A 22688-nucleotide genomic window follows, 5' to 3' on the forward strand; every position below is an offset into this window, starting at 1 on the left:
GAGGGGGTGGAATGGGCGCGGTGCGCATTGTGATGGCCTGCCTGTTGGCGTGCCCGGTCGTGGCGTGCGCGCCCGCCGGGTGGCAGGACGCGTTTCAGGTGCGCGGCGACAGCCGGGCCGCCGCCATTCCCACCGTTTCGGTCGAGCACAGCTACATGCCGGCGCTGGACCAGGGACGGCCGGACAGCCAGGTGGCGTATGGCGCGCCCGACATGCCGATCTATCGCGACCGGCCGCTGAACGAGACCCTGCGCGGCAGCATCGAACTGGCCGACTACACGCGGGCGCTCGACCTGGCCGGGATGATGGCGCCGTTGCGGCGGGCGGGGCCGTTTACCGTCTTTGCCGTGCCCAACCTGCCGATGGAACAGTTTGCGCGGGCCGCCGGCCCTTCGGGTGACGTTCCGGCGCCCGGAGTGCTGCGTCAGGCGCTGGCCTACAGCATCGTGCGGGGGGCCTATCCGGCGGAACGGCTGCGCCGGATGGTGGCCGAGGCGCCCGGCAACCGGGTCAGCCTGCCGACGGTCGCCGGGGGGACGGTGCTGGTGGGGCGCGATCTGGCGGGGCGGCTGGTGCTGTCCGACGGTGCGGGGCGGATGGCGACGGTGTGGATCGACGGGCTGCCGCAATCGAACGGGGTGCTGTATCTGACCCGCTCGCTGCTGGCGCCCGCCTGACCGGCGGCTCCAGTCGGCTGGATGCCGCTCAGGCGGCGTCGATGGCCGTGTTCAGGGCGCGGACGCCGGCCGCCGGGCCCTCGGGGTGGGACCAGACGGCGCTGATCACGGCCAGGAAATCGGCCCCGGCCTGCACCAGCGGGACGCAGTTTTCGGCGGTTATGCCGCCGATGGCCACGACCGGCAGTTCCATCATCGCGCTCCACCAGGTGAGCAGTTCGACGGAGGCGCGGATCTCGGTCTCCTTGGAGGGCGAGGGGTAGAACGCGCCGAAGGCGACATAGTCGGCCCCGGCCTCGCCCGCGCGCATCGCCAGGTCGCGGCTGTCATAGCACGATACCCCCAGTTGCAGGGCGTCGCCCAGCAGGGCGCGAGCGGCGGCGGCGTCCATGTCCTCGCCGCCCACATGGGCGCCGTCGCAACCGCTGCGGCGGGCCAGGTCGGGCCGGTCGTTGAGGATGAAGGCGACGTCGCGTTCCTGCGCCACCGGGCGCAGGATGTCGATCGCGCGCAGGATCGTATCGTCGGGTACGTCCTTCAGGCGCAACTGCACGGCGGCGACCGGTCCGGCATCGAGGGCGCGCGCCAGATCCGGCGCGAACGCGACCGGATCGAGGACCGGGGGGGTGACGAGATAAAGCTGGCAATCATACATCGTCCGCCGATCATAGGGCGGCCGACGGCATAGCGACAGGGGGATCGGGCGCGTATCGGCGCGTCAATCGGTGCCGGAGAGATAGGCCCGCAGCCGTTCGGGCGCAGGAGCGGGGCCCACCACGCAATGGGGCGGCCGGGCGGTGAGGCAGGTCGCGCCCAGCGAGCGGGCCAGCAGGTGGATCGTGCGCGCCTGGGGGCCGGTGCCGTGCAGCACGATGTGGCGCAGGCCCAGGCCCAGTGCCTCTGCCGCGCGGCCCGCCGCCGGGCCGCAATCGAGGAAGGCGGGAAGGACCGCCCCGGTTTCGGCCAGCAGCGCCCGCCACCAGGCGGGACCCATGAAGCAGCCCGCATCGGCCGGCGAGAGCAGGGCGCAGTCCGGCGGGCCGGGCGCCGCGTGCCCCGCCAGCACGGCCAGGACGGCGCGGACCTCGACCGCCGAGGCGACGGCGAAGACGCGCCGGGGGGGCGGGGGATGGATCATCGCTTGACGTTGAACCCTGCGCGGGCGATCAGTTCAAGGGTGAGTGTCTGTCCGGAAATCTGGACTGGCGGGCGAGCCGTGCGGAACATGCATGGATCGGTGCCGGTGTATGGGCCCGGCGGATAGCGAGACGTCGAGTGACGGGAATGACGACCGTGGGGCACGCTGAAGGACCGGACAGCCCGGTTGCCTGGGGGACGACCGATCCCGCAGACCGCCTGGAACAGGCATTGAACCGTATCGCCTTCGCCCTGGATCGTCGGCACGAGGCGGTGGCCCCGGCCCCCGACCTCCAGACGCTGGCGGCCAATATCGATGCCCTGATCGCGCGGGTCCGCGATGTGCTGGGCCCCGATGACGATGTCGACGGGATGGAGGAGGGCTGAGCCATGGCGCAGGTCACGGTCCGTATCAACGGCTATGCCTATGTCGTCGGCTGCAAGGACGGCCAGGAACGCCATCTCCAGGCCATGGCACTGGAGGTCGAGCGCCGGATCGAGCATATCCGCGCCATCGGCGGCCAGAGCGGCGAGGCCCGCATCCTGGCCCTGGCGGCGTTGCTGATGGCCGACGAGATCCACGATCTGTCGGCCGAGAAGATGCCCGCCGACACGGCGCGCCAGCTGGCCGAGGGCCGGCAGGCGCGGGTGGAGAACGAGCGCAGGCGCGAGCAGCTGGCATTGCTGGTGGAACGCGCCGAAACCATTGCGGCGACGCTCGAACATCCCTAGATATGGGGAGCGGGGCTGCCGGGCTCGTCAGGCAACTCAACCCCTGGGCCGATAAGCACTTCCTTAGGGAGCTGGCTCTGGCATGATCCTGGTCATGTTATCTGGCGCCCACCTGCGTGAGCAGGTCCGGGAGGGCTGAAAGACCAACGGTCATGGCGGCTCCGCACACTTCCTCCCCTTCCGGTCTTCCCGAATCCGATCCGCCCGCGCTGGCCGCGGCCAAGGCCGACCTGCGCCGGCGTCTGCGCGCCCTGCGTGCGGCCGCGCCGTTGCCGGGGGCGGGCGCGACGCTTGTGCGCCGCATGGCGGATCATGTCCGCGCCGCGCTGCCGCCGGGTGGCTGCGTTGCCGCCGTCTGGCCCTTGCCCGGCGAGGTCGACCTGCGGGGCCTGTGCGCGGTGCTGCACGAGGATGGCTATGGCGTGCTGCTGCCCCGGACGCCGCCGCGCGGCCAGCCCCTGAGCTTTCATCGCTGGTGCCCCGAGGCGACGATGTGCGCCGGCCGGTTCGGCACGCTGCACCCCGACGGTGCCTCGGTGCGGCCGGACCTGGTGTTCGTGCCGCTGCTGGGTTTTGACAGGCGGGGGTTCCGGCTGGGATACGGGGGCGGTTATTACGACCGCACGCTGGCGGAACTGCCCGGCGTGCCGGCGATAGGCTTCGGCCTGTCGGCGCAGGAAGTGCCGGCGGTGCCGGTGGGGCCGTATGATGTGCCGCTGCCGTTTATCGTGACGGAGCGCGAGGTGATTCGGGTGTGAAGGGGTTCTGTTCTTTTTTGGAAAAAAGAACCAAAAAATTTTGATTCGTTCGGGAGCTTTTTGCTGGGACACGTGATGTCCCTGAACGGATCAAAAGTCTTTTTGCTTCTTTTTCTCTGGAAAAAGAAGAGTGGCAGCCCCGAGGTGGAAGAAGGAAAGACGGGTGCGGATCTTGTTTCTGGGCGACATTGTCGGCCGCACGGGGCGCGAAGCTGTGATGGAGGCGGTGCCCACTCTGCGGCGGGATCTGCGCCTGGATCTGGTGGTGGTGAATGGCGAGAATGCCAGCCATGGGTTCGGCCTGTCGCTGCAGATCGCCCGTGACCTGTTCGCTGCCGGTGTCGATGTCGTGACGCTGGGCAACCATGCCTGGGACCGCAAGGACCTGGTCGGCCAGATCGATGCCGAGCCGCGTATCATTCGCCCCGCCAACTATCCACCCGGCACCCCCGGGCAGGGCAGCGTGGTGGTGGAGCTGGTGGATGGCCGCAAGGCGCTGGTGATCAACGTCATGGGGCGGCAGTTCATGGAGGCACTGGACGACCCGTTCCGTGCCGTGACCGACATCATGGCGCGGCATCGGCTGGGGGTGACGGTGCAGGCGGTGGTGGTGGATATCCACGCCGAGGCGTCGAGCGAGAAATGGGCGATGGGACATGTGCTGGACGGGCGGGCCTCGCTGGTGGTGGGCACCCATACCCATACCCCCACGGCCGACCATCGCATCCTGCCCGCCGGCACGGCCTACCAGACCGATGCGGGCATGTGCGGCGATTACGACAGCGTGATCGGCATGGGAAAGGATGCGGCCATTGCGCGCTTCCTGCGCCGCATGCCCGGCGAGCGGTTGCAGCCGGCCGAAGGGGTGGCGACCGTGGCGGGGATGATGGTGGAGACCGACGATGCCACCGGACTGGCCCGCCGCATGGCGCCGTTGCGCATGGGCGGGTTGCTGGCCCCCACGATGCCCGATTTCTGATTTGGCGGGTCGTTACTGGATGGGGCGATAGCGGCCGTAGAGGCGGGCGTTGAGCAGGATCAGGGTCAGGACCACGAGGGCGGCGGCACCGACCGTCAGCATCATTGCCGGTGCCAGGTCGGTGCCGAACCAGGAGGCGATGCCGGTTTGCAGCAGGGCGTTGCTGGCGGCGATCAGATTGCCGCACTGGTAGGCGAGGCCGGGGAAGGTGGCGCGGACCGAGGCGGGTGACAGTTCGCTGAGATAGGCGGGGACCACGCCCCACGCGCCCTGGACGCAGAACTGGATGCAGACGGCGCCGACGGCCAGCCAGAAGGGGGAGTGGGAGAGGGCCCACAAGGGCAGGAACGGCAGGGTGAGCAGGGCGGCCAGTGCGATGCTGTACTGGCGGCTGATCTTCTGCGACAGCACGCCGAAGAACAGGCCGCCGACGATGGCGGCGATGTTGTAGAGCACCACGATCAGCGTGATGGAGGGGTGGGACAAATTGCGCTCCAGCCCCAGGAAGACCTTGGGATACAAATCCTGCGAGCCGTGGCTCATGAAATTGAAGGCGGCCATCAGCGTGATTGCGAACAGGCACAGCGCCGCGTTGTTGCGGACGATGAACCACAGGCTGGGTGGTTTGGTGGCGCGGGTGCCCTGGTCGTGCCGGCGGCGCAGCCATTCGGGGCTTTCGGGCACGCGCAGCCAGATATAGACGGCCGCCAGCAGCGCGCTGCCGCCGAGGATGAACAGGCCGCGCCAGCCGAGGACGGGCAGCAGCAGGAAGACCAGCGAGGCCAGCAGGTAGCCGGCGGGGTAGCCGGCCTGGAGGATGCCCGAGGCGGTGCCGCGCCAGGATGGCGGGATGCTCTCCATGATCAGCGACGTGCCGACCCCCCATTCTCCGCCCAGCGCCACGCCGAACAGGGTGCGCAGCACCAGGAAGACCGCGAGGTTGGGGGCGAAGGCGGACAGGATCTCGATTGCGGAATAGACGACGATGGTGGCGATCATGACCGGCTTGCGCCCGTAGCGGTCGGCGGCGTGGCCGCACAGGAAGGCGCCGATCGGGCGGGTGAGCAGGGTCAGCGTCGGGGCCAGCAGGATGCTTTGCAGCGAGACGTGGAAACTGCGGGCGACGTCGTCGAGCGTGAACAGCACGATGAAGAAATCGCAGGCATCCAGCAGCCATGCCAGCAGCGAGGCCGTGACCACATGCCGGGCTGTCGCCAGATCGTAGGCCTGGTCCTGCCCCGCGAGCGTGCCGGGTCGGGCGGCGGGCGACGTTGAGAGGGGCGCGGTGGCCGTGTTGTTCATGCCTGTTTCCACTCCTTGCATGCGTGCATGGCTCGTCGGGCCATGCCGTGTCCGCACGGTCTACAGATTTGCGATAGCCTTGATTCCGACCAGCGTCGCGTTGGGAATCACGGATGTCTCGCCCGGGCGCATCACATATTCGAATTCGGGGTACACGATCAGGCCGGGCAGCACGGGCATGCTGTAATAGGCCTCCAGCACCGCCGAATGGGTCTGGGGGCCATTGACATAGGGCCCCAGCGGCAGGCCCGCCGCCTGGAGCAGCCTCTGCCCGTCGGCCATGCGCGGGCTCATCTGGTAATAGGAATACATCAGCCCCAGCCGGTCATTCGGCCGTCCGGGCAGGAGCCCGATCAGGGACGTGCCGAAATAGAATTCGTCGGCGAAGGTGGAGACGCTGGGCGTATTGTGGATATAGCCCGCCAGCAGGTAGCCGCCGGACATCTGGCTGGTGCCCCGCGTGCGATAGATCATCTGGTCCGCCTCGACATAGAACGTGTCGAGCGGCTTGTCGGGATGGGCGTGGACCAGAGCCCGGTCGGCGGCGGGGATGGTGCCGATCAGGTCCGGATAGCGCGAGGTGTCGTGCCCGTAGCCGAACTTGTAGTGGCCGACGAGCCTGTGCGGGCCGAAAAAGGGCTCCCATGTCAGTTCCACCGGCGTCTGGATGCCGGTGGTGGTTTCGCTGGCCCAGGCCCAGCCGGTATTGTCCTCGACCTTCGGCGCGATCTTGTAGATGCCCGTGCGCAAGGTCAGGTCGCGCAGCGGGCGGAAGCGCAGGGTGCCACCCCATGAGGTCTTGGGATAGACGCTCCAGCCCGGCGGGGCGCGGATGGCCATCGGCGCGGAACATTGCATCATGAACGTGCACAGCAGTGCCGAAGTGCCGTAGGTGTGGGTCAGCGCGATGCGGCCGATATTGATGTTGAGCCGGTCGCCAAGAAACGATTTTTCGGCATAGAGGTCGGCCAGCCGGGCCGCGGCCGGGCCGTGGATGCTCCACAATTCGGTCAGCAGCACGTTGCGCTCGCCGACATGGTCCCACCCGACCTGACGGCCTTCGCGGTTCATGACCAGTCCGTGGACGTACCAGCCGTCCAGCCCCAGCAGCTTGCCCAGGTCGAACAGCATGGTCACGCGGAAATCATGGACATAATCCATGCCCTGGGACTGGCCGCCTGCGATGTTGGCCATGCCCTCGGCCTTGTAGATCATGTCGAAGGTAAAGCCGTGCCGGCTCAGCCATTGGCGCCATGGTCCGGCCTGCGGAATCAGGTTGCCCGATGACCGGTCGACGACAAAATAATCGGCACTGGGATCGCCGGCGCGCAGGGCGTCGTCGTCCGCGCACAGGAGGCTGGAGAGACTTTCCCCGTCGAAGAGGGGATTCAGCCTGCTTTCGGCGAGGGGGCGCTTCTGTTTTACGGTCTTGGTCGCCGGCTTGAGGGTATCGGCGAGGCAGGCGCGTACGGTCGTGCAAGACATCGCCGTGAGCAGGGACAAAGCAAGAAATGTCCAGAGCGTGGCGAATTTTCGTGTATCAGGCGACCTGTTTTGCAAGATGCTGGAAACCGGCTGGCCTGAGAAGCGTCTTTCCTCAAGGCAGGGAGGCACGCGACAAGGGGAAGCCACCGCGAGAAGCATGGTATCGTTAGCCGATTCTTTGTTATTATTTCATGGATGCATGAAAACATCCTCTACGGCGTCATTCTCAGCATTCTCATGTGGGAAGGACAATAGATACCGATTTGAATATCGATTATGTTTTATATGAATGAATTGCTTGGAATTTAAGAAATATTTTATGAACCATTGGCTTACGATCCACGGTCCGTCGGGTCTCACCGGATCGTGAGACATGGTCTTCACCAACTGGTGACTTCATCGATCGGGTGATGATGGAAAATGGGTGGGATTTTCACCCATGTTCGCGAGATCGGTCAGTGCGTGATCGAGCGTGTCGGCGACCAGGCGGGCGGCGGCGGACAGGTGCCGCCCGCGATCGTGGACCAGTGACAGTGCCAGCGGGTGCACGGAGGCGTGGGCCAGCGGTGTGAAGCACAGCAGGCCGCGCGCGACTTCCTCCATCACGTCCAGGGAACTCAGCAGGCTGATTCCCGTGCCGGCCGCCACCAGCGACTTGATGAGCTGGACGTTGTTGCTGGTCGTCACCATCCGCGCCGCGACCGCGCAATCGGCTTCGAGGCGTGCGAAGATCCCGGCGACGGCGAGGGGGGAGGCCGGCACGATCGTCGGTTCGTCGGCGCAGGCCGAGAAGCGCGCGGATGCCAGCCGCGCCAGCCTGTGCCCGGGGGGCGAGACGAAGCCCAGCGGAAACAGCGCCGCGCTGCGGACATGCAGGCTGCGGATGCCCTCGGGGTCGAGCATCAGGGCCAGGTCGGCGCTGCCGTCATCCAGCAGGCCCGCGATTTCCGCGTTGTCGTGGATGCGCAGATTCACGACGATGCCGGGGTGGGTCTGTCGCAGGCGGGCAATGATGCCGGTGAGGAAGGTGTGGGTGAGGGCCTCGGGCGCCGCCAGGGTGAGCTGCCCCCGGCGCAGTCCTTTCAGGTCGTCGATCTGCCGGGTGACGTCCGCGAAATCGCGATGCCAGCGGCGGGCATGGGCATGCAGAATCTCGCCCGCCGCCGTCAGGCGCATGCCGGTCGGCAGGCGTTCGAACAGCGGCGCGCCCAGCGCTTTCTCGCCTTGCAGGAGCTGGCGGTCGATGGCGGAGGCGGCGATCCGCAATTCCTCGGACGCGCGCCGGATCGAACCGTGGCGCGCGACGGCCAGGAAATAGAGCAGGAACCGCGAGAAAGCCGGCATGGACAGGGTGCTCTGATTTTGCGAACGGGAAAGATGAAATTATGATATATACGCGAATGAAGCGGCCGTGAAACCATGGGGACCGACCCGCATTGCAGGAGGCCCCCGATGTCTGCCGTTCCCCAGAGCCCGGCCCCGGCCGAGAGGGCGTTGCCGCGCGACTGCACCTTCCTTGCCGAGGATTGGCGGCGTCTGGCCCGCTGCTGGTATCCGGTTGCGCTGGAGCGTGAGCTGGGCCCTGCGCCGCTGGGCGCGACGCTGCTGGATGTGCCGCTGGTCCTCTACCGGGCCGGCGAGGAGATCGTGGTGGCGGATAATCTCTGCCCGCATCGCGGCGTGCCGCTGAGCATGGGCAGGGGCGACGGCCGGACGATTGCCTGCGCCTATCATGGCTTCGTCTTCGGCACCGGGGGGCGGTGCAAGCATGTACCGGCCAATCCGGACAACAATATCCCGCCGCGGCTGCATCTGCGGACCTATCCGGCGGTCGTGCGCTATGGCCTGATCTGGACCTGTCTGGAGCCGGGTGGCGACCCCGCCATTCCGCCGATGCCGCATTGGGACGATCCAGCCTTTCAGCAGATCACCTGCCCGTGGATCGATATTGCGGGATTTGCCGGGCGGCAGGTGGAGGGGTTTATCGACGTGGCGCATTTCGCGTTCGTCCATACCGAGACCTTTGCCGACCCCGATAATGCGGTGGTGCCGCCTTATATGCCGACCCCGACGCCGACCGGTTTCGAGGCGGAATATCGCAGCAGTGTCGGCAATTATCCGATCGGCGTTTCGGACCGGGGGCGGCCGGGGTTCGAATGGCTGCGCCATTTTCGCGTGCATGTGCCGTTTACCGCCACGCTGGAGATTCATTTCCCCGATGACGGCCGGCTGGTGATCATGAACGCGGCCTCGCCGGTTTCGGCGCGGAAGACCCGGATGTTCGCGCCCATCTGCCGCAATTTCGATCGGGATCTGCCGGTCGAGGATGTGTACGCATTCAATCGGCGTGTCTTCGAGGAGGACCGGGCCATCGTGGAGGCCCAGAAGCCGGAGAACCTGCCGCTGGACCCCACGCTGGAGGCGCATGTGATGGCCGACCGCAGTTCCATCGCCTATCGGCGTGCGTTGCGGGCCATGGGGTTCAGCAGCTTCTTTAGCGCCTGAAAACCTGCCGGGGCTTGCGGGGCTCCGCGCATTCCGCAAGGAGAGCAGGACGTTCCGTAATGTGAAGGAAGGGCGTCTTGTTCCTCCGGCAATTGACCTATCTCGTGGCGCTCGATCGGTTTCGCCATTTCTCGCGCGCGGCGGAACATTGCGGTGTGTCGCAGCCTGCGCTGTCGGCGGCGATCCGGCAATTGGAGCATGAGCTGGGCGTGACCATCGTCCGGCGCCGGCAGCGGGTGCTGGGGCTGACGCCGGAAGGCGAGCGCGTGCTGGCCTGGGCCCGGCAGAGCCTGGCCGCGCTGGACGGGTTGCGGCAGGAGGCCGGTTTTGCGCATGAGGTCGCGGGCGGCAGCCTGGCCATCGGCATCATGCCGCCGGCGCAGCAACTGGCGCCGTTGCTGATGGAGAGCCTGCGTGCCGCGATTCCGGCGCTGCATCTGGAACTGACCGTGGCGGCCCATGGCGACATCCTGCGCGGCCTGGCCGAGCAGCGTTTCGGCCTGGGGATCGTGTATCTCGACCAGTTGCCGGCCGGAGGTCAGATCGAGGCGCATGAGCTCTATGTCGAGCAGCATGTGCTGGTGGGCGGGCCGGGCATCGTTCTGCCGGGGCGTGTCCGCTGTTCGTGGGGGGAGGCGGCCGGGTTGCCGCTGTGCCTGCTGGATCGCTCGATGCGCAGCCGCCAGATTATCGACCGCTGTTTCGCGGATGCGGGCAGCACGCCGGATGTGCGGTTCGAGACCAATGCGCTGGAGCTGCTGCATGCGGAGCTGCGGGTAGGGCGTCTGGCCGCGATCCTGCCGGTGGCGGCCCTGCCGTCGCGCATGGGGGGCGTGCCGTTTCAGGTCCGGCGGCTCGACCCGTCGCCGATGCCTTCGGTGGGGCTGGTGCGGGTGCGGCAGCCGATGACCAGCGCGCTGATGGCGCGGTGCTGGCATGTGGCGTCCGGGCTGGTGTTGACGGATGTGCTGACGATGTAGGGAAGCGGTTCTTTTTTTGAAAAAAAGAACCAAAAAACTTTGATTCGTTCAGGAGTTTTTGGCTGGGGCACGCGAGGCTCCCGAACAGATCAAAAGTCTTTTTGCTTCTTTTTCTTCAGAGAAAGAAGAGCGCTTTCCTCCCCCCATCATAAGCCGCCTTTATGACCTGATCACGAGAATGACTTGGACGCCGCCCGCGCCGGCCGCCACTGTCCGCCGCCGGGACCGGGGGATGGCGGGCGGTGGAAACGGGTGTGATCGGGGGGCGGTGGGGCTGGCTGTTCGCGCCTTCGCGGGCCGACCTGGGTTTTGCGGTCCGGACCGCGTGCGCGGCCATCCTGTCGCTGCTGATCGCGATGTGGATGGAACTGGGCAGCCCGCAATGGGCGCCGCTGACCGTGTGGACCGTGGCGACGGCCTCGCGCGGGGAGTCGTTTTCCAAGGCGCGGTGGCGCCTGGCGGGGACTGTCGTCGGGTGCGGCGTGGGGGTAGCGCTGATTGCCGCCTTTCCGCAGGAGGCGGGGCTGTTCTTTGTCGGTCTTGCCCTGTGGGTGGGGCTGTGCTGCGGGCTGGCCACGTTTTTCGACGGGTATCGCAGCTACGGCTTTCTGGTCGCCAGTTTTACCGCCGCCATCGTTGCCACCGACGGGATTGTCTCGCCCGACGATGCGTTCTTTATCGCGATGGCGCGGGGGACGTATATCGCGCTGGGTATTCTCTGCGAGGCCGTGCTGGCCATGCTGTTCTCGCCCGGGCTGCGCGAGCGGGCGCGGGGGGCGCTGCTGGCGCGCCTGAGAGGCGTGTCCGCGTCGGCGCGGCAGCATATGGAAGGCTGGCATCGGGCCGCGCCCGGCCCGGCGATCGAGAGTGCCCTGCTGGCGGATATCATGGCGGCGTCCGGCCGTATCGAATTCGATGTACTGGAGATGGGTCCCTCTGCCGGGCGGGTGGCCGACCATGCGCGGGCGGCGCTGGCCGACCTGCTGGCCGCCGTGGCGCGGGTGCGGGCCGGGGCGCCGTGGGAGTCGGTGCGGCGGGCGCTGGATGCCGGGGGGCTGCATATCGACGCCATCGCGGCGCCGCGCGCGGGGGACCGGTTCCGGTTCCGCACCCGGTCGGTGCGGCAGGCGGGTCAGGGGCTGCGGAACGGCGCGCGGGTGGCGGCGGGGGTGCTGGCCGCGTCGGCGGTCTGGTACGTGACCGCCTGGCCGTCGGGCATCGGGTTTATCGCGTATGTCGTGCTGGTCTATGGGCTGCTGGCGACGCGCGAGGTGCCGGTGCTGGCCTCGGCCGGGTTTGCCCGGGGGGCGATGTGGTGCGCGATCGTCGCCGCCGTCTATGTGCTGCTGATGGTGCCGATGGTGACGGCCCCGGAGATGCTGGCCTTTCTGCTGCTGGTGCCCATGGTGATCGGCGGGCTTGCCGCGCGGGCGCCGCGGCTGGTCAACCATGCCTTTTCCTTCAACATGTTTCTTCCGGTCCTGATCGGGCCGTCGAATGCCGGGCGGTATGACGAAAGTGCGTTCCTGAACGGTACGATGGCGTTTCTGGCGGCGGTGTTCTTCGCGGGGGCGATGTTCCGGCTGGTGCTGCCCTTTCGGCCCGACGACCATCTGCGGCGCACGATCGCCTGGGCGGAGCGGCGATTGCCCGGGCTGGCGACGGGCCGGGGCGTGCCCTCGGCGCGCGTCTGGCTGATGACGAACGCGGACAGCATGGTGCGGGCCGTCCGCACGGGGCGCGGCGTGGCGCAGGAGCGGCTTTTCGCCTATTTCGCGGCGCATATGGCGCTGACGGTGCAGGGCATGTGTGTGATCGAGATTCGCGAGGCCATGGCGGGCGGCGCGCTGCCTGTGGCGGTCGGCCGGCGGCTGGCGGCGTTTCTGCGCGCATGGACGCGCGATCCGGCGCGGGCGGCGGCGCTGGTGCCGGGGTTGCTGCGCCGCGCGGACATGCAGGCGCCCGCCCGGGAAGATCTGGCGATCGCGCTGCGGGCGCTGATGCGGCATGAGCGGCGGCCGGTCGGGCGCGATGGTGGGGGCTGAGGGGCTGTAGAGGCCCTGTCCGGGCCCTGACGCGGGGCGCCGGGGTGGGCCGTAGCGACCCTGGGACCCTGGCAGGTTGCGGTGAGGGCCGCACTGCCGCCCGCTGCGGGCATGCGCATTTCCGAACCGGCTGTCGGGGGCTTGCTGGCCCTGTTCGATCTGGGGCATGCCACACCTCCCGGACCGGGCGGGTGGTGCTCCGCGATGGCTGGTGCCGATCGGGTCATGCCTGAATTCAGTATCAGTGGTGCCGGATGAGGCCTTGAAGGATATTCCGCCAGTGGTATTAATTAACAAAATGTTGATTCCATGCAGCTGAAGAAAGACATGCGTCGGTGAATTCTTTATTCGTCTGTGTCATTCGCGAGCATGATCTTTGGATAGTCCTGGTCGCCGGGCTTCTGTGCGGTGTCGGGTCATGGGTGACGGCGCGCCTGTTTCGCCGTGCGCTGCAGACCGGCGGGTTGCAGCGGGTCGGGTGGTATGTGCTGACCGCCTTGGCCACCGGGGTGGCGATCTGGTGCACGCATTTCATCGCGATGATGGGCTTCCGGGCCGGTGCGGGCGTGACGTTCGACCCGTTCCTGACCCTGCTTTCGCTGTTCATCTGCATCGTCGGGAGCGTTCTGGGGTTTCTGGCTGCCGGCAGTCGCGTCCTGCCATGGCCGGCCGTGGTGGGGGGCGGGCTGCTCGGGCTTTCGATCGCGGCCATGCATTACGTCGGCATGATGGCCTTTCACGTCCATGGGCAGGTGACGTGGGACCGGCCCTATGTGATCGGGTCGGGCATCCTGGGCCCGGTCCTGTGCATGGCGGCGCTGCATATGGCGCTGAAACAGACCCGCCAGGGCACCAATGCCATGGCGGGTCTGTTCGCCGGTGCCATTCTTGCGGTGCATTTTCTGGGCATGACGGCCTTTCATGTCGTCACGGCCGGCGACGGGATGACGCCCACCCATTCCGAAGCCCTGAAGACCATGACCATGGCGGTGATCGGCATGAGCCTGGTCATTCTCGTGATGGGCATGGTCAGCTACCTGATCGATGACAGCACCCGGGCCGAGAGCATCGAGCGCCTGCGGCGCATGGCGCTGAACGATGCGCTGACCGCGTTGCCGAACCGGGCGAACTTCAACGACCGGCTGGATTTCGAGATCGCGCTGACGATCCAGCGCCGGAGCCGGCTGGCGCTGATCGGCATTGACCTGGATCGTTTCAAGGACATCAACGACCTGCGGGGGCACGCGGTCGGGGACGAGGTCCTGCGCGTGCTGGGCCGACGCATGAAGGCCCTGCTGCACGAGGAACGCGGCGAATTCATTGCCCGGACCGGGGGAGACGAATTTACCGCGATCTATCGCATCGGCGAGTCCGGGGATGTTGCCGGGTTCGTAGCCCGGATCGAAAAGGCCCTGTCGACCCCGATCGCGGTCGATAATCTGGAAATCGCGGCCGGGGGCAGCCTGGGGGTTGCGATCTTTCCCGACGATGCCGCCGACCGGGATAATCTGGTCAACTGCGCGGACCTGGCGATGTATCGCGCCAAATCGAACCCGTTGCAGCGCGTCTGCTTCTACGAAGCCGGCATGGACGAGCGGATTCGGGAACGGCGGGCGCTGGCCGCCGACCTGCGCGACGCGATCGGCCACAACCAGCTGACGCTGCATTATCAGGTCCAGACCATCGTCTCGACCGGCCGCATCCGGGGTTATGAGGCCCTGCTGCGCTGGAACCACCCGAAGCTGGGCCAGATTCCGCCCGGCGAGTTCATTCCGCTGGCCGAGGAGAGCGGGCTGATCCTGTCGATCGGGGAATGGGTGCTGCGCACGGCGTGCCGGGAGGCCGCGACGTGGGAGCCGCCCTATACGATTGCCGTCAATCTTTCCGCCGTGCAGTTCATCAACGCCGACCTGCCGGGCATGATCCGCAGCGTGCTGGCCGAGACCGGGCTGGCGCCCGAACGGCTGGAACTGGAGCTGACGGAATCGACCATTTTCGCCGATCGCGAGCGGTCGCTGGAGATGCTGCGCCAGATCCGGGAGCTGGGGGTGAGCATTGCCCTGGACGATTTCGGCACCGGCTATTCGTCGCTGGACACGCTGCGGTCGTTCACCTTCGACCGGATCAAGATCGACCGTTCGTTCTTCAGTTCCTCGTCGGCGACGACGCAGACCACGGCCATCATCCGCGCCGTGCTGGCGCTGGGGAAGAGCTTCGGCATTCCGGTGATGGCGGAAGGCATCGAAACCTACGACCAGCTTTCGATGCTGAATGCCGAGGGCTGCGAGGAAGCGCAGGGGTTTCTGCTGGGGCATCCGGTGACGGTGGATGACATTCTGCGCTCCGGGCAGATCGCGCGGCTGGAGGGCGGCCCGGCCGATGCGGACGCGGTCGCGGCGATGCGGACAGAGGGCGTGGAATGAGCATCAACTGGCCCTTCGGCCGTGAAGGCTGGTTTTCCGCCGCCGAAGCCGAGAGTTCCGAACTGGCCGCCGCGTGCTATCGCCGGTGTGCCCAGCTGCTGCCGACGATGTATGTGATCCTGGTGGCCAATGCGTGGCTGCTTGCCGCCGTCTTTGCCCGGCAGGCTCCCGACTGGCTTTCGCTGTTCTGCCCCGCCGTGGGCAGCGTGTTCTGCGCCGTCAGGATGCGGTCGTGGCTGCGGGCGCGCAATACCGATCCGACGCTGGACCGCATCCAGGCGACGCTGGTCAATACCGGCCGCTTTTCCGCCGGGCTGATCGTCGCCCAGGGAGGGTGGGCGTGTGCCCTTTACCCCTATGGCGATGCGGCGACGCGTTCTTTCCTGTTCTTCTATATCGCCACCACCACGCTGGCGGTCATGTACTGCCTGGCGCATATGCGGCTTGCGGCGATCCGGCTGGCGATCATCGCCAATGTGACGCTGTTCATCCTGTGCCTGGTCGACGAGACGGCGACGCATCTGGCGGCCGTCGTGAGCCTGCTGGTCGATTCGATCGGCGGGATCGGCGTGCTGACCAGCACCTATCGCGATTTTTCGAAGACCGTGAATGCCCGGGCGGAAGAAAAGCGCCGGGCGAAGGAGCAGGAGCTGCTGCTGCGCATGATCGACAACATGCCCGTGGCGGTCATGACCGTGGAGCCGAAGAGCTATATCATCAACTACGCGAACCAGATGTCCAAGGCGCTGATCCGCAGTATCGAGCATCTTCTGCCGATCCGCGCGGATGACCTGATCGGTACCTCGATCGACGTGTTCCACCGTTCGCCGGCCCACCAGCGGGGTATCCTCGCCGACCCGAACAACCTGCCGCACAATGCGCGCATCCGCCTGGGCAACGAGGTGCTGGACCTGAAGATTTCCGCCATCACCGCCACGGACGGTCATTACATGGCGCCCATGCTGACCTGGGCGCTGGTGACGAAGGAGGTGGAGGCTGAAAACCGCATCCGTTACCTGGCGCATTTCGACGCGCTGACCGAACTGCCCAACCGGATCACCTTCCGCCGGGAACTTGAGGAGCGTCTGGCCACGCCGGGCAACCGCGTCGGGCTGCTCTATGTCGATCTGGATGGTTTCAAGCTGGTCAACGATACGCGCGGGCACCAGATCGGCGATGCCCTGCTGCAACAGGTCGCGGCACGGCTGAAAATGGTCTGCAACGGCCCCGCCGTGACGCTGACCCGTCTGGGCGGCGACGAGTTCGCCGTGCTGCTGCCGCATAATTCCCGCCAGCAGGCCATGGTGCTGGCCGACCTGATCGTGGCGGCCCTCGGCGCGCCCTTCGACCTCGATTACGACCGGACCATCCAGATCGGGGCGTCGGTCGGCATTGCCCTGGCGCCGGAGCATGGCGAGGAGCCCGATATCCTGCTGTCGCGTGCCGACATGGCGCTGTACGCCGCCAAGGAGGCCGGGAGGGGGACCTCCCGCCTGTTCTCGCCCGAATTGGAAAAGCGCGTGCAGGAGCGGGTGCGCCTGGAGGAAGAGCTGCGGTCCGCGCTGGCGAGCCGGGACGGGTTGTTCGTATTCTACCAGCCGATCGTCGATCTGTCGTCCGGGCGGGTCACGTCGCGCGAGGCGCTGGCCCGCTGGCATCATCCCCAGCAGGGCTGGATTTCTCCCGGCCGGTTCGTGCCGGTGGCAGAGCAATGCGGGCTGGTCGACCGGCTGGGCGAGTTCATCCTGAACCAGGCGTGCCGGAGTGCCGCGCAATGGGTGGACGAGGCGCATGTCGCCGTCAACGTCTCGGCCATGCAGTTGGGCAAGGGGACGCTGGTCGATAGCGTCTCGGCGGCGCTCGCGGCCTCCGGCCTGCCGGCGGAGCGGCTGGAGATCGAGGTGACGGAAACGGCGCTGCTGAGCGACGAGCATCGCGGCATCCAGGACCTGCTGTTGCTGCGGGACATGGGGGTGCGGGTTTCGCTGGACGATTTCGGGACCGGCTATTCCTCGCTGGCGCATCTGCGGACGTTTGCGTTCGACAAGATCAAGATCGACGGGTCGTTCGTGCGCGATGCGCTGGAGCGGCCGGAATGCGCGGCCGTGGTGCGGGCCATTGCCGACCTGGGCAAGCGGCTGGGGGTACGGATCGTCGCCGAGGGGGTCGAGACCGAGGACCAGCTTGCGCTGGTCCGCGCGGAAGGGTGCCGGGAAGTCCAGGGCTATATCTACGGCCGCCCGGCTCCGTCGGACGAGGATGCGGCGCTGGTTGCGGAACTCGACAGTCGGCGGTGACCGGGTGAGGGGCGTTAGTCCTGCGGAGTGTCCTGCCGTGCCCAGGGGGGCAGCGCGAAGGCGTCGACGAAATAGTCCAGCAGTGCGTTGACGCGGGCGGGGCGCAGGGGGCTGGGGGGCGTGACCAGATAGAGCGCGATCGCGGGGGCCTCCCATTCCGGCAGGATGATTTCCAGCGATCCGGACTGGAGGCTGTTCCAGATCATGAATTCGGGGAACAGGCCGAAGCCCAGCCCGGCCTCGAGCGCCGGCAGGAAGCCTTCCGCATTGTTCGCGCGCAGGCGCGATGCCTGGGACAGCACGTAATCCTTGCCCGACGGGGCATGGCGCAGCCGGATCGTGCCCGGGGCGGAAGTATTGGTGTAGACGAAGCTCTTGTGTGCCTCCAGGTCGCGCGGGTGGGTCGGCCGGCCGATCGCGTCCAGCCAGGCGGGGGTGGCGACCAGCAGCAGCCTGACCGCGCAGAGGCGGCGCGCCCGCAGCGATGAATCGGCCAGCGAGGAGATCCGCAGGGCGATGTCGTAGCCCTCGGCGACCAGATCGACGATCGAATCGCTGAAATCGAGCGTCAGGTCGATATCGGGGTAGCGTTCCAGGAAGGCGGGCAGGATCGGCGAGATGTGCTTGACGCCGAACGTCATCGGGGCGGCGATGCGGATCAGGCCCGAGGGTTTCAGCGTGCCGTCCCTTGCCTGTGCCTCGGCGGCCTCGGCTTCCGCGATGATGCGGCTGGCATGGCCCAGGGCGTGGCGTCCCATCTCGGTCAGGGACAATTGCCGCGAGTTGCGGTTGAACAGGCTGGCCCCCAGCGCCTGTTCCAGCCGGGATACGGCCTTGGAAACCGTAGGCTTGGAGAGCTGGATATCCTCGGCCGCGCGCGCGAAGGACCCCCATTCGGCCACTTTCGCGAAAATCGCCCAGGCTTCGAAATCGGGCAATCGCATGAGGAACAGCCTTTTGAAAACGATCCCCGCGTCTGGCCGGTCGGGTTCCAGGGGGTTTCCCTGCATATATTTTCTGCCCCGGCCCGTCCAGACAGCGCCCCCAAGCCGGCTTTCGGGCCGCGGAAATTCCGGAAACGAAGGGTTTCGCTTCCTGCCGTATCGCGGCGGGCCGGTGGGGGCGTAGGGTCCGCCCAGACATTCAACACATTGGAGGCGATCACGATGATCGAAGTTCGGCCGTTCGCGGAACTGGGCCACGCCGACCATGGCTGGCTCGATGCGAAACATCATTTTTCCTTCGCGGATTATTACGATCCGCGCCGGATGCACTGGGGGGCGCTGCGCGTGTGGAACGATGATGCCATCGCGGCGGGAACGGGGTTCGGCACCCATCCGCACCGCGACATGGAAATCATCACCTATGTTCGCGAAGGGGCCATTACGCACCAGGATAATCTGGGCAACTCGGGGCGCACCGAGGCGGGCGACGTGCAGGTGATGTCGGCCGGCACCGGCATCATGCACAGCGAGTATAACCGCGAGCCCGGCAAGACGCGCATTTTCCAGATCTGGATCATGCCCGATCGTGCGGGGCATGCGCCATCGTGGGGCACGCGGGCCTTTCCCCGGGGCGAGCGTGGCGGGCGGTTCGTGGCGCTGGCCTCGGGCTACGATGCCGATACCGGGGGGGATGCGCTGCCGATCCATGCCGATGCGCGGGTTCTGGGCGCGACCCTGAAGAAGGGCGAGCGCGCGGAATATCATCTGGGCGTGGAGCGGCTGGGTTATCTCGTCCCCGCCAGGGGCAGCGTGGAGATCGAGGAAAAGACGGTCGGCACGCGGGATGGCGCGGCGATTTCGGAGACCGACACGCTGGTGGTGCGGGCGCTGGAAGATGCCGAGATCGTGCTGGTGGACGTGGCTGCCTGACGGTATCGCCGCCCCGAACCTGTTCTGCCCCCGCCCTTATCGGCGGGGGCGGGCGGGACTGCTTGATTTTTGGCGCGCGGCGTCGCTTGATGCCGGCATGACGATCAGACTGGACGATAGCTGGAAGACGGCTCTGGCCCCCGAATTCGATGCGCCCTACATGCAGGCGCTGAAGGATTTCCTGCTGGCGGAAAAAGCGCGCGGGAAGGTGATCTTTCCCAAGGGGGCGGAATATTTCCGGGCGCTGGACCTGACCCCGCTGAACGACGTCAAGGTCGTGATCCTGGGCCAGGACCCCTATCATGGCGACGGGCAGGCCCATGGGCTGTGCTTCAGCGTGCGGCCCGGCGTGCGCATTCCGCCGTCCCTGGTCAATATCTACAAGGAACTCCAGAGCGACCTGGGCATTCCGCCGGCCCATCACGGCTATCTGGAATCCTGGGCGAAGCAGGGGGTCCTGCTGCTGAACAGCGTGCTGACGGTGGAGCGCGGCAATGCGGCGTCGCACCAGAAGCGGGGGTGGGAGCAGTTTACCGACGCCGTGATCGCCCGCGTCAACGAACAGCGCACGCCTGCGGTCTTCATGCTGTGGGGGGCGTATGCCCAGCGCAAGGCGGCCTTTGTCGACCAGTCACGGCACCTGGTGCTGAAGGCGCCGCATCCGTCGCCGCTTTCGGCGCATAACGGCTTCTTCGGCTGCCATCATTTTTCCAAGGCCAATGAATTCCTCGTCAGCCATGGGCTGACGCCGATCGACTGGCGGTTGCCGGTGGAGCCGCCGAAGGATGTTTGAAGGGCCTTTTTACTTGCCGACGCGCGCGGGATTATTGGGATGCTGGGGCCATGTCAGCACGCCCTCCACTGGCTGCGGCACCATGGTGATGCAGTCGTCGACCGGGCAGACATGGGCGCACAGATTGCATCCCACGCATTCCTCGTCGATCACCTCGTAGCGCCTTGTGCCGTCGACGCGCAGTTTCGCGATTGCCTGGTGCGACGTGTCCTCGCAGGCGATGTGGCACAGGCCGCATTTGATGCAGGCATCCTGGTCGATGCTGGCGAGGGTCTTGAATTTCAGATTGAGCTGGTTCCAGTTGACGAAATTCGGGATCGCGCGGCCGGTGACGTCGTCGATCGTGGCGAAGCCTTTCTGGTCCATCCAGTGGGACAGGCCGTCGATCATGTCCTCGACGATGCGGAAGCCGTAATGCATCGCCGCCGTGCAGACTTGCAGCGTGCCGGCGCCCATGACCAGGAACTCGGCGGCGTCGCGCCAGGTCGAAATGCCGCCGATGCCTGAAATCGGCAGTCCGCGGGTGGCGGGGTTGCGCGCGATTTCGCCCACCATGCGCAGGGCGATCGGCTTGACGGCCGGGCCGCAATAGCCGCCATGGGTGCCGAGCCCGCCCACCACCGGCATCGGCGCCATGGCGTCGAGATCGACCGCCACCACCGACTGGATGGTGTTGATCAGCGAGACCGCGTCGGCGCCGCCGCGCAGGGCGGCGGTGGCCGGCTGCATGATGTCGGTGATGTTGGGTGTCAGTTTCACGATGGTCGGCATGCTGGTGTTCTGCTTGACCCAGCGTGTGACCATCTCGACATATTCGGGGACCTGGCCGACGGCGGAGCCCATGTTGCGTTCCGACATGCCGTGGGGGCAGCCGAAATTCAGCTCGATGCCATCGGCCCCGGTCTCTTCGACCAGCGGCAGGATACGCTTCCAGCTTTCCTCGACGCAGGGCACCATCAGGCTGACCACGATGGCGCGGTCGGGATAGTCGCGCTTGACCGACTTGATTTCGGCCAGGTTGACGGCCAGGGGGCGGTCGGTGATCAGCTCGATATTGTTCAGGCCGACCAGGCGGTTGCCGTTATAGTTGAACGCGCCGTAGCGGCTGCTGACATTGACCACCGGCGGGTCTTCGCCCAGCGTTTTCCACACCACGCCGCCCCATCCGGCCTCCAGCGCCCGGCGGACGTTATATTCCTTGTCGGTCGGCGGGGCGGAGGCCAGCCAGAACGGGTTGGGCGAACGGATGCCGGCGAAGTGGCTGCGCAGATCGGCCATGGTTCAGGCTCCCGTTGCGGTCGTCAGGTCGGCGTGGATGGCCTCGGCAGCGTCGCGGCCCTCGCGCACCGCGACCACCGTGAGGTCGGCGCCCGGGGTGCAGTCGCCGCCGGCATAGACCAGGCGGCGTGTGGTGCGGCCGTGGGCGTCGACCCTGATGCGGCCGTTCTCGATGGCGATCGCGCCGCGATCCAGCGGGTCCGGCAGGAAGAGCTGGCCCACCGCCTTCAGCACCATGTCGGCTTCCAGCGTGAAGGTGTCCTGGTCGTGGACCGGCCGGCCGTCCAGCAGCCGGCCGCGGGTGAAGGTGATCGAGCCGACCGCGCCGTCGGGGCCGTCGATGCGCAGGGGGGCGGCCCAGTAGCGGATGGCGACGCCGTTGGTCTGGGCCCAGGCTTGCTCGACCTTGGTGGCCGACATGGTTTCGGCCCCGCGCCGATAGACCAGCGTGACCTCCTCGGCGCCCAGGCGCCGGGCCTGCACGGCGGCGTCGATGGCGGTGTTGCCGCCGCCGATCACCACCACGCGCCGCCCGACCGGCACGTCGGCCCCGGTGGAGGAGGCGCGCAGGCCGGCGATGAAATCCACCGCGTTCAACACGCCGTCCCGTTCCTCGCCGGCGATGCCCAGCGCGCGCACGCCGGCCTGGCCGATGGCGAGGAAGACGGCATCGTATGTCGTTTCCAGCTCGGCCAGGGTGATGTCGCGGCCCAGCATCCGGTCGGTCTGGATGGTGATGCCGCCGATGGCGGTGATGAAATCGATCTCGTGCTGGGCGAAATCATCCGGCAGCTTGTAGGCGGCGATGCCGTATTCGTTCAGGCCGCCGGGCCTGGGGCGGGCATCGAGGATCGTGACCGTGTGGCCGTGCAGGGCCAGGCGGTGCGCGCAGGCCAGCCCGGCCGGCCCGGCGCCGACGATTGCGATGCGGCGGCCGGTTTCGGCGGCGCGGGGGAAGGGCTGGGTGCCTTCATCCATCTGCCAGTCGGTCGCGTGGCGTTGCAGGGCGCCGATGACGACCGGCTTTTCCTCCTGCGCGGTGCGCACGCAGGCGCCCTCGCACAGGATTTCGGTCGGGCAGACCCGGGCGCAGGAGCCGCCGAGGATATTGGATTCCAGGATCGTCCGCGCCGCGCCGGCGAGGTTGCCGGTGGCGATGCCGCGGATGAAGCCGGGGATGTCGATGCCCGTCGGGCAGGCTTCCACGCAGGGCGCGTCGTAGCAGAAATAGCAGCGATCGGCCTCGATCGCCGCCTGGCCGCCCGTCAGCGGCGGGTGTGCGTCGGCGAACCGGATGGCCAGACATTCGGGCGACAGGCGGTTGGCAGCAATGTCCGGGCGTGGGTCCACGATAGACGATCTCCGTCATGAAGCATGACCAGGGGAATCTATCGCAGAATTTGTATTTTTTGCGCAATGAAAA

The 22688-nt window shown here is 67.0% G+C and carries 20 protein-coding genes and 1 other RNA gene; 13 read left to right on the plus strand and 8 right to left on the minus strand.

Annotated features, from left to right (window positions below; translation table 11 throughout):
- Positions 1–11 precede the first annotated feature (11 nt).
- Positions 12–677, plus strand: coding sequence for a fasciclin domain-containing protein (locus tag HLH27_RS00230; RefSeq protein ID WP_182947457.1), 666 nt, complete (start codon positions 12–14; stop codon positions 675–677).
- 28 nt (positions 678–705) lie between these two features.
- Here HLH27_RS00230 and thiE read toward each other — a convergent pair whose 3' ends face one another.
- Both thiE and HLH27_RS00240 read right to left on the minus strand, forming a co-directional pair.
- The gene (gene thiE / locus HLH27_RS00235; RefSeq protein ID WP_182947117.1) at positions 706–1332 is read right to left on the minus strand and encodes a thiamine phosphate synthase; all 627 of its coding nucleotides are present in this window, start codon (positions 1330–1332) and stop codon (positions 706–708) included.
- Between the two features lie 63 nt (positions 1333–1395).
- Positions 1396–1815 carry a hypothetical protein gene (locus tag HLH27_RS00240; protein WP_182947118.1) on the minus strand — a complete coding sequence of 140 codons (420 nt, stop codon included), beginning with the start codon at positions 1813–1815 and terminating at the stop codon, positions 1396–1398.
- A 146-nt stretch (positions 1816–1961) separates the two neighbouring features.
- Between HLH27_RS00240 and HLH27_RS00245 the strand changes: the two genes are divergently transcribed.
- The 5 genes from HLH27_RS00245 to HLH27_RS00265 all read left to right on the plus strand — a co-directional run bounded on the left by HLH27_RS00245 (position 1962) and on the right by HLH27_RS00265 (position 4283).
- A complete protein-coding gene (locus HLH27_RS00245; protein WP_182947458.1) occupies positions 1962–2201 on the plus strand; it encodes a hypothetical protein in 240 nt (79 codons plus the stop codon).
- Between the two features lie 3 nt (positions 2202–2204).
- Positions 2205–2546 (plus strand): cell division protein ZapA, encoded by a 342-nt coding sequence (locus tag HLH27_RS00250; RefSeq protein WP_182947119.1) that lies wholly within the window; start codon positions 2205–2207, stop codon positions 2544–2546.
- 9 nt (positions 2547–2555) lie between these two features.
- Positions 2556–2712, plus strand: a non-coding RNA gene (ssrS, locus tag HLH27_RS00255) — 6S RNA.
- Positions 2699–3304 carry a 5-formyltetrahydrofolate cyclo-ligase gene (locus HLH27_RS00260; RefSeq protein WP_182947120.1) on the plus strand — a complete coding sequence of 202 codons (606 nt, stop codon included), beginning with the start codon at positions 2699–2701 and terminating at the stop codon, positions 3302–3304. The genes ssrS and HLH27_RS00260 overlap by 14 nt, the downstream gene beginning before the upstream one ends.
- Positions 3305–3467: 163 nt before the next feature.
- The gene (locus HLH27_RS00265; protein ID WP_182947121.1) at positions 3468–4283 is read left to right on the plus strand and encodes a TIGR00282 family metallophosphoesterase; all 816 of its coding nucleotides are present in this window, start codon (positions 3468–3470) and stop codon (positions 4281–4283) included.
- Positions 4284–4295: 12 nt separating this feature from the next.
- Here the strand turns inward: HLH27_RS00265 and HLH27_RS00270 are convergent, their stop codons facing one another.
- The 3 genes from HLH27_RS00270 to HLH27_RS00280 form a co-directional block, all read right to left on the minus strand.
- Entirely contained in the window at positions 4296–5585 is a 1290-nt protein-coding gene (locus tag HLH27_RS00270; protein WP_182947122.1) for an MFS transporter, read from the minus strand.
- A gap of 60 nt (positions 5586–5645) precedes the next feature.
- Positions 5646–7070 carry a carbohydrate porin gene (locus tag HLH27_RS00275; protein ID WP_246375233.1) on the minus strand — a complete coding sequence of 475 codons (1425 nt, stop codon included), beginning with the start codon at positions 7068–7070 and terminating at the stop codon, positions 5646–5648.
- 396 nt (positions 7071–7466) lie between these two features.
- Positions 7467–8414, minus strand: a complete 948-nt coding sequence (locus HLH27_RS00280) for a LysR family transcriptional regulator (RefSeq protein WP_182947124.1) — start codon at positions 8412–8414, stop codon at positions 7467–7469.
- Between the two features lie 108 nt (positions 8415–8522).
- On the opposite strand from HLH27_RS00280, the gene HLH27_RS00285 reads away from it, so the two are divergent.
- The 5 genes from HLH27_RS00285 (at position 8523) to HLH27_RS00305 (ending at position 17320) form a co-directional block, all read left to right on the plus strand.
- Positions 8523–9575 (plus strand): aromatic ring-hydroxylating oxygenase subunit alpha, encoded by a 1053-nt coding sequence (locus tag HLH27_RS00285; RefSeq protein WP_182947125.1) that lies wholly within the window; start codon positions 8523–8525, stop codon positions 9573–9575.
- 77 nt (positions 9576–9652) lie between these two features.
- Complete coding sequence (locus HLH27_RS00290) at positions 9653–10555, plus strand: LysR family transcriptional regulator (protein ID WP_182947126.1); 903 nt, start codon at positions 9653–9655, stop codon at positions 10553–10555.
- Positions 10556–10797: 242 nt separating this feature from the next.
- The gene (locus HLH27_RS00295) at positions 10798–12600 is read left to right on the plus strand and encodes an FUSC family protein (RefSeq protein WP_338029802.1); all 1803 of its coding nucleotides are present in this window, start codon (positions 10798–10800) and stop codon (positions 12598–12600) included.
- Between the two features lie 335 nt (positions 12601–12935).
- Positions 12936–15023 (plus strand): EAL domain-containing protein, encoded by a 2088-nt coding sequence (locus HLH27_RS00300; RefSeq protein WP_182947127.1) that lies wholly within the window; start codon positions 12936–12938, stop codon positions 15021–15023.
- On the plus strand, positions 15020–17320 hold the full coding sequence (locus HLH27_RS00305) for a putative bifunctional diguanylate cyclase/phosphodiesterase (protein ID WP_220790216.1): 2301 nt from the start codon (positions 15020–15022) through the stop codon (positions 17318–17320). The genes HLH27_RS00300 and HLH27_RS00305 overlap by 4 nt, the downstream gene beginning before the upstream one ends.
- Positions 17321–17334: 14 nt before the next feature.
- Here HLH27_RS00305 and HLH27_RS00310 read toward each other — a convergent pair whose 3' ends face one another.
- Entirely contained in the window at positions 17335–18264 is a 930-nt protein-coding gene (locus HLH27_RS00310; RefSeq protein ID WP_182947128.1) for a LysR family transcriptional regulator, read from the minus strand.
- 222 nt (positions 18265–18486) lie between these two features.
- On the opposite strand from HLH27_RS00310, the gene HLH27_RS00315 reads away from it, so the two are divergent.
- Both HLH27_RS00315 and ung read left to right on the plus strand, forming a co-directional pair.
- A complete protein-coding gene (locus HLH27_RS00315) occupies positions 18487–19194 on the plus strand; it encodes a pirin family protein (protein WP_182947129.1) in 708 nt (235 codons plus the stop codon).
- A gap of 97 nt (positions 19195–19291) precedes the next feature.
- Positions 19292–19987, plus strand: a complete 696-nt coding sequence (gene ung, locus HLH27_RS00320; RefSeq protein WP_182947130.1) for a uracil-DNA glycosylase — start codon at positions 19292–19294, stop codon at positions 19985–19987.
- A 9-nt stretch (positions 19988–19996) separates the two neighbouring features.
- On the opposite strand, the gene preA is transcribed toward ung, so the two are convergent.
- Entirely contained in the window at positions 19997–21265 is a 1269-nt protein-coding gene (preA, locus tag HLH27_RS00325) for an NAD-dependent dihydropyrimidine dehydrogenase subunit PreA (protein WP_182947131.1), read from the minus strand.
- Positions 21266–21268: 3 nt separating this feature from the next.
- Positions 21269–22615, minus strand: a complete 1347-nt coding sequence (locus HLH27_RS00330; RefSeq protein ID WP_182947132.1) for an FAD-dependent oxidoreductase — start codon at positions 22613–22615, stop codon at positions 21269–21271.
- Positions 22616–22688: the final 73 nt, after the last annotated feature.

Source organism: Gluconacetobacter takamatsuzukensis (assembly GCF_014174275.1).
Classification (GTDB): Bacteria; Pseudomonadota; Alphaproteobacteria; order Acetobacterales; family Acetobacteraceae; genus Gluconacetobacter; species Gluconacetobacter takamatsuzukensis.